This is a genomic window from Dactylosporangium sp. NPDC005572 (genome assembly GCF_040605515.1).
Taxonomy (GTDB): Bacteria; Actinomycetota; Actinomycetes; order Mycobacteriales; family Micromonosporaceae; genus Dactylosporangium.
This window is the reverse complement of the sequence record NZ_JBEXCY010000032.1, coordinates 1-5,716: the sequence shown is the minus strand read 5'-3', so window position 1 is coordinate 5,716 and position 5,716 is coordinate 1. Positions and strand designations below refer to the sequence as shown.

Sequence of the window (5,716 nt, the reverse complement as noted above, 5' to 3'; positions counted from 1 at the left end):
TTCCGGTCCTTGCGTGGTTCCGGTCCTTGCGCATAGGTGGGCCGTCCCCCGTGGCCGGGGACGGCCCGCCTACACGATCGATCGTGCTAGGGACGACTGTTCTTCGACGCCGACTGCGGCATCGAGGGCTTGTCGTACTCACCGCCGCCGGCCGGGCCGGGGTTGGTGCTCTTGCTACCGATCAGGTCGGAAGCGCGATCCTTGGCCGCCTCACCCATGGTCTTGGCCTTCTCGATCCCCGCGTCCATCGTCGACTTCGCGGAGTCCATCATCGAGCCGGTGTCGCTCGTGGTGCGGGTCGAGCCGTACTCGTCCCAGCTCTGCTGGTTGCGCCGGCGGCGCAGCATCGCCGACGCGGCGCCGACGGCCGCCCCCGCCACCAGGATCCCGCCGATCGCCATCGGCCACCGGCGCGACCGGCCCTCGTTACCCATCATCCGGGCCTTTCCTTTGTGTTTCGTCTTTCCGGCCTTCTTGCCGGTCTCCCGCGAACGGTCGCGGGCGATCACGAGGACCGTGTCCATGCCGCCCATGGCCGCGTCACGGGCCTTGCGCATGCCGGGCTTGACCGCCTGGCGGGCGGCATCGACGCGTGGCGCCAAGGCGCCGGAAGCGCCATCGGCGGCGTGCGCCGCGGCCATCCGCAGGTGGTCGAAGCTTTCACCGAGCTCGTCCCGCATGAGCCGGCTGTGCGTCCTCACCTGACGACGTCGAAACACTTGCTCCACCTCCCGAGGCGCTACCTGTCCATCCCCGGTTACCCCATTCCAACCAGGGAGAACCTCATGGACTCGGCCGCTGCTGGTCATCGTGCACCGAACCGGCGCCCCGCACACCCGGATCCGGCAGAATCCACGTCGGATACGGTGATGACGGAATGTCACCAATGAAAGGGAGAACTGGTGGCCGAGCAACTGTTCGCGACGCTGCACACCAACGCCGGGTCCATCCGGCTTGAGCTGTTCCCCAACCACGCCCCGAAGACCGTTCGCAACTTTGTCGAGCTCGCCGAGGGCACCCGGGAATACACCGACCCGCGCACGGGCCAGCCGGGCCAGGGCCCGTACTACAACGGCGTCATCTTCCACCGCGTGATCGACGGCTTCATGATCCAGGGTGGCGACCCGACCGGCACCGGCCGGGGCGGTCCGGGCTACACGTTCAACGACGAGATCCACCCGGACCTGCACTTCGCCCGGCCGTACCTGCTGGCCATGGCCAACGCCGGCATCGACCGCTTCACCGGCGGCGGCACCAACGGCTCGCAGTTCTTCATCACGGTGGGCCCGACCCCGCACCTCAACGGCAAGCACACGATCTTCGGCGAGGTCGCCGACGACGACTCCCGCAAGGTCGTCGACCAGATCGCCGGCACTCGCACCGCCTCGGGCGACCGGCCGAGCCAGGACATCGTGATCGAGCGCGTCGAGATCGAGCGACTCTCGTAACGGGCTAGCCCGGAAGGGCTAGCTAACCTAGGTGCATGACTCAGCCGCCGGCGAACGTGGTCCCCGTCTGCTACCGGCACCCGAACCGCGAGACGTATGTCCGGTGCACCCGCTGTGACCGGCCGATCTGCCCGGATTGCATGAACGAGGCATCGGTCGGCTTCCAGTGCCCGGACTGCGTCCGCGAGGGCTCCCGGTCGCAGCGTCCCGTCCGGACCGCGTTCGGCGGCGGCACGTCAGGCGCCCAGGGCACGGTGACAATCGCGCTCATCGTGATCAACGTGCTCGTGTTCGTCGCCTCGGTGATCAGCTCGGGCCGGGCCGACGCCCTGGCCGGCGGCGGCCTGGGCGGGCTGTTCGGCGGCTCGACCCCGCTGCACGAGTGGGGTGGCCTGCTCGCGTACCCGCAGGGACGGCTGACCGACGGCTCGGGCACCGTCGTGCGGCTCGCGGGTGACGGGGTCGCCAACGGCCAGTACTACCGCCTCTTCACCTCCATGTTCCTGCACTACGGCATCCTGCACCTGGCGATGAACATGTGGGCGCTGTGGGTGCTGGGCCGCCCGCTGGAGGCGATCCTCGGCCGGGTCCGGTTCCTGACCCTCTACCTGCTGTCGGGCCTCGCGGGCAGCATCAGCGTCTACCTCTTCTCCGCGCCCAACGCGCTGACCGCCGGCGCCTCGGGCGCGATCTTCGGCCTGTTCGCCGCGCTGATCGTCGTCCTGCGCAAGATGGGCCGCAGCATCGCCGGCATCCTGCCGGTCCTCGTCCTGAACCTGGTCATCACGTTCAGCTTCGCCGGCGCGATCTCCTGGCAGGGCCACCTCGGCGGCCTGGTCGGCGGCGCCCTCGTGGCGGCCGGCCTGGCCTACGCCCCGGCGAAGAACCGCACCCTCATCCAGGTCCTCGCGTCCGTCGCCATCGTCGTGCTGCTCGGCGTGCTCTTCGCCGTCCACACGGCGAGCCTCCCGCCGGTCTACGGCTGACGCCAGACCTTGCCCTGCAGGAGGGCGTCGGCGCCGACCCAGACGAAGTTCATCATCCTCGTCGCGGTGTGCTCCGGGTCCTCCTCCTCGTGGTCGGCCAGCCAGTCCGCGAGGGACTCGGCCGCGCCCACGTAGGCGTAGGCCATGGCCACGAAGTCGCCCGGGCGGGCCGGGACGGCGGCGGCCGCGCAGGCGCTCTCCAGCAGGCCGGCGACCACCTCGACGATCCGGGCCCGCATGCCGGCCAGCTCGCCGGCGAAGTGGGGCTCGCTGCGGGCCTGGCGGTAGAGGACGCGCCAGCCGTCGCGGTGCGCGCCGACGAACGTGAAGAACGAGCGCAGGCCGTTCCAGAGCTGCTCGTCGGGGCCGGCCGCCGGCAGCACCCCGGCCGCCACGGTCTCCATCAGGCGCGTGGCCTCCCGTTGGAGGCAGGCGATGAAGAGCTCGTCCTTGGTGCCGAGGTAGGCGTACACCATCGGCTTGGAGATCCCGGCGGCCTCCGCGATCTCGTCCATCGATGCCGCGTGGAAGCCGCGGTCGGCGAACACCTTGACCGCGGCGTCGAGCATCTGCTGCTCGCGGACGACCCGCGGGAGCCGTTTCAGCATCTTGCCACCTTACCTACTCGTGCGTAAGGTTACGCGCGAGTAGCTTAATACCAACGGAGGGCACAGCATGTCCGACCTCGACGCCCTGGGCGACTTCAACAACGTCGACCCCAAGCAGTTCGCGCAGCTCGTCAAGAACGCGCCGGACTCCCAGCTCGCCGACATCATGAAGAGCGACCAGCGCGGCAAGATCCTCGACACGATCTTCTCCCGCTTCCCGGAGCTGTTCCGCCCCGACCGTGCCGGCTCGACGAACGCGATCATCCACTGGACGATCACCGACCGTCCGGACGGGGGCGTCGACACCTACGAGCTGGTGATCGCCAACGGGGCGTGCACGCTGTCGCCGGGCGCCGACCAGGACCCGAAGCTCGCGATCACCGTTGGCCCGGTCGACTTCCTCAAGGTCGTGTCGGGTGCCGGCAACCCCATGATGATGTTCATGACGGGCAAGCTCAAGGCGAAGGGCGACCTGGGTCTGGCGGCGAACATCGCCAACCTCTTCGACATCCCGAAGGCCTGACGCCCCGCTCCGATCGACGCTGGCCCACCCGCGGGCGGGCGCAATTCGGTCGGTCGACCGACTCACGGCAAGCGCTTTCGGTCGGTCGGTCGGTCGACGGCAACCGCTTCAACTCGGTCAGTCGACCGACCGAGGGTGGACGCCGCTCACGCGAGCAGCAGCCGCACCCTGGCTTCAAGCCCCATCTCGGTCGGTCGACCAACCCGGGGAAAGCGCTTCAACTCGGTCGATCGACCGACCGACGGCAAGCGCAACCACTCGGTCAGTCGACCGACCGAGGACCAACGCCCGCTAACGCAAGCAGGAGCCGCGCCCCGGCTTCAAGCCCCATCTCGGTCGGTCGACCGACCTGGAGAAAGCGCTTCAACTCGGTCGATCGACCGACCGACGGCAAGCGCAACCACTCGGTCAGTCGACCGACCGAGGACGAGGGCGGCCAAGCGAGCAAGAGCCGCGCCCCGGACTCTTCCGGCGGCGAACCCGCGGCGGCCGGCGACGACGGCTCCAGCCAGAAAGCGGGGCGAAGGAACCTGAGCAATCGAGAGGAGGAACGCGATGGTGGAGTTTTCGCTCGATCTCAACGAGGAGCAGCGGGACCTGCGGGAGTGGGTCCACGGGTTCGCCCGGGACGTCGTACGGCCCGCCGGCGCCGAGTGGGACGCCCGCGAGGAGACGCCCTGGCCGGTGATCCAGGAGGCCGCGAAGATCGGCCTGTACGGGTTCGAGTTCCTGGCCAACACCTGGGCCGACCCGACCGGGCTGTCGCTGTGCCTGTCCAACGAGGAGCTGTTCTGGGGCGACGCCGGCATCGGCATGGCGATCTTCGGTACCAGCCTGGCCGTCGCCGCGATCTACGCCTCCGGCACGCCCGACCAGATGCTGGAGTGGGTGCCGCAGTGCTTCGGTGACGCGAGCGACCCCAAGGTCGCCGCCTTCTGTACCACCGAGCCCGAGGCCGGCTCGGACGTCGGGTCGATGCGCACCCGGGCGCGGTACGACCAGGATAAAGACGAGTGGGTCATCAGCGGGCAGAAGGCGTTCGCGACCAACGGCGGCATCGCCAACGTCCACGTCGTGACGGCGAGCGTCGACCCGCAGCTCGGCTCGCGCGGGCAGGCCGCCTTCATCGTGCCGCCCGGCACCGCAGGGCTGAACGGGTCCAGGAAGCTCAAGAAACTCGGGCTGCGCGCCTCGCACACCGCCGACGTCTTCCTCGACGAGGTCCGGGTGCCCGGCCGCTGCCTGCTCGGCGGCAAGGAGGCGCTCGACGCGCGGCTCGCCCGGGCCCGTGAGGGCCGTAAGGCGCAGGGCCAGGCGGCGATGCGGACGTTCGAGCTGTCCCGGCCGGCGGTCGGCGCGCAGGCGCTGGGTGTGGCGCGGGCCGCGTACGAGTACGCGCTGGAGTACGCGAAGGGCCGGGTGCAGTTCGGCCGGCCGATCATCGAGAACCAGTCGATCGCGTTCGCGCTGGCCGACATGAAGATGGAGATCGACGCCGCGCGCCTGCTCGTCTGGCGGGCCGCCTGGATGGGCCGCAACAACCGGCCGTTCGAGGCCGGTGAGGGCTCCATGAGCAAGCTGAAGGCCGGCGAGGTGGCGGTCGCGGTCACCGAGAAGGCCGTGCAGATCCTCGGCGGCGCCGGATTCGTCCGTGAGCACCCGGTCGAGCGCTGGTACCGCGACGCGAAGATCTACACGATCTTCGAGGGAACCAGCGAGATCCAGCGGCTGGTAGTGGCCAGGGCAATCGCAGGCGTCTATATTCGGTAATGATATGTCCGCGAATATGGCGTTTGTGCTGAGAACCCTGGCCCGCCGCAAGGTGCTGGCACCGGGCAGCCCCGCCCGCGTCGTGCGGCAGCTCGGCGCGCTGCGCAGGTGGGGCTTCGGACTCTTCGGCGAGATGCGGTCCGCCGCCGCCCGCGACCCCCGCCGGGTCGCCATCGTCGACGAGTACCGTGCCGTCACCTACGGCGACCTCGACGTGCGGGTCCGCCGCCTGGCCAACGCGCTGCGCGTCGAGCACGGCGTCGGCCCCGGCACGCGGGTCGGCCTGCTCTGCGACAACTCGGCGTACTTCATCGAGTGCGTCATGGCGGTGATCGCCCTCGGCGGTCAGGCCGTCCTGGTCAACACCGGCCTCGGCAACGC

At 69.7% G+C, this 5,716-nt stretch carries 7 protein-coding genes; 5 read left to right on the top strand and 2 right to left on the bottom strand.

Annotation, left to right across the window (positions count from 1 at the left end; translation table 11 throughout):
- Window positions 1-86: 86 nt before the first annotated feature.
- Window positions 87-641 (bottom strand): hypothetical protein, encoded by a 555-nt coding sequence (locus ABZS66_RS18230; RefSeq protein ID WP_354758978.1) that lies wholly within the window; start codon window positions 639-641, stop codon window positions 87-89.
- A 261-nt stretch (window positions 642-902) separates the two neighbouring features.
- Between ABZS66_RS18230 and ABZS66_RS18225 the strand changes: the two genes are divergently transcribed.
- Complete coding sequence (locus ABZS66_RS18225; RefSeq protein ID WP_354758976.1) at window positions 903-1,448, top strand: peptidylprolyl isomerase; 546 nt, start codon at window positions 903-905, stop codon at window positions 1,446-1,448.
- 35 nt (window positions 1,449-1,483) lie between these two features.
- The gene (locus ABZS66_RS18220; RefSeq protein WP_354758974.1) at window positions 1,484-2,434 is read left to right on the top strand and encodes a rhomboid family intramembrane serine protease; all 951 of its coding nucleotides are present in this window, start codon (window positions 1,484-1,486) and stop codon (window positions 2,432-2,434) included.
- Here ABZS66_RS18220 and ABZS66_RS18215 read toward each other — a convergent pair.
- The gene (locus tag ABZS66_RS18215) at window positions 2,425-3,042 is read right to left on the bottom strand and encodes a TetR/AcrR family transcriptional regulator (RefSeq protein WP_354758972.1); all 618 of its coding nucleotides are present in this window, start codon (window positions 3,040-3,042) and stop codon (window positions 2,425-2,427) included. The genes ABZS66_RS18220 and ABZS66_RS18215 overlap by 10 nt on opposite strands.
- 67 nt (window positions 3,043-3,109) lie before the next feature.
- Between ABZS66_RS18215 and ABZS66_RS18210 the strand changes: the two genes are divergently transcribed.
- The 3 genes from ABZS66_RS18210 to ABZS66_RS18200 all read left to right on the top strand — a co-directional run.
- Window positions 3,110-3,565, top strand: a complete 456-nt coding sequence (locus ABZS66_RS18210) for an SCP2 sterol-binding domain-containing protein (protein ID WP_354758970.1) — start codon at window positions 3,110-3,112, stop codon at window positions 3,563-3,565.
- A gap of 555 nt (window positions 3,566-4,120) precedes the next feature.
- Window positions 4,121-5,335: an acyl-CoA dehydrogenase family protein gene (locus ABZS66_RS18205; RefSeq protein ID WP_354758968.1), complete on the top strand. Its 1,215-nt coding sequence runs from the start codon at window positions 4,121-4,123 to the stop codon at window positions 5,333-5,335.
- A gap of 16 nt (window positions 5,336-5,351) precedes the next feature.
- A partial coding sequence (locus ABZS66_RS18200) for an AMP-binding protein (protein ID WP_354758966.1) occupies window positions 5,352-5,716 on the top strand: 365 nt, incomplete at its 3' end.

Bases quoted from the DNA above. Each gene is read 5' to 3' on its own strand.
- ABZS66_RS18230 (WP_354758978.1), bottom strand. From the start codon at position 641: ATGGCCGCGGCGCACGCCGCCGATGGCGCTTCCGGCGCCTTGGCGCCA.
- ABZS66_RS18220 (WP_354758974.1), top strand. From the start codon at position 1,484: ATGACTCAGCCGCCGGCGAACGTGGTCCCCGTCTGCTACCGGCACCCG.
- ABZS66_RS18215 (WP_354758972.1), bottom strand. From the start codon at position 3,042: ATGCTGAAACGGCTCCCGCGGGTCGTCCGCGAGCAGCAGATGCTCGAC.
- ABZS66_RS18210 (WP_354758970.1), top strand. From the start codon at position 3,110: ATGTCCGACCTCGACGCCCTGGGCGACTTCAACAACGTCGACCCCAAG.
- ABZS66_RS18205 (WP_354758968.1), top strand. From the start codon at position 4,121: ATGGTGGAGTTTTCGCTCGATCTCAACGAGGAGCAGCGGGACCTGCGG.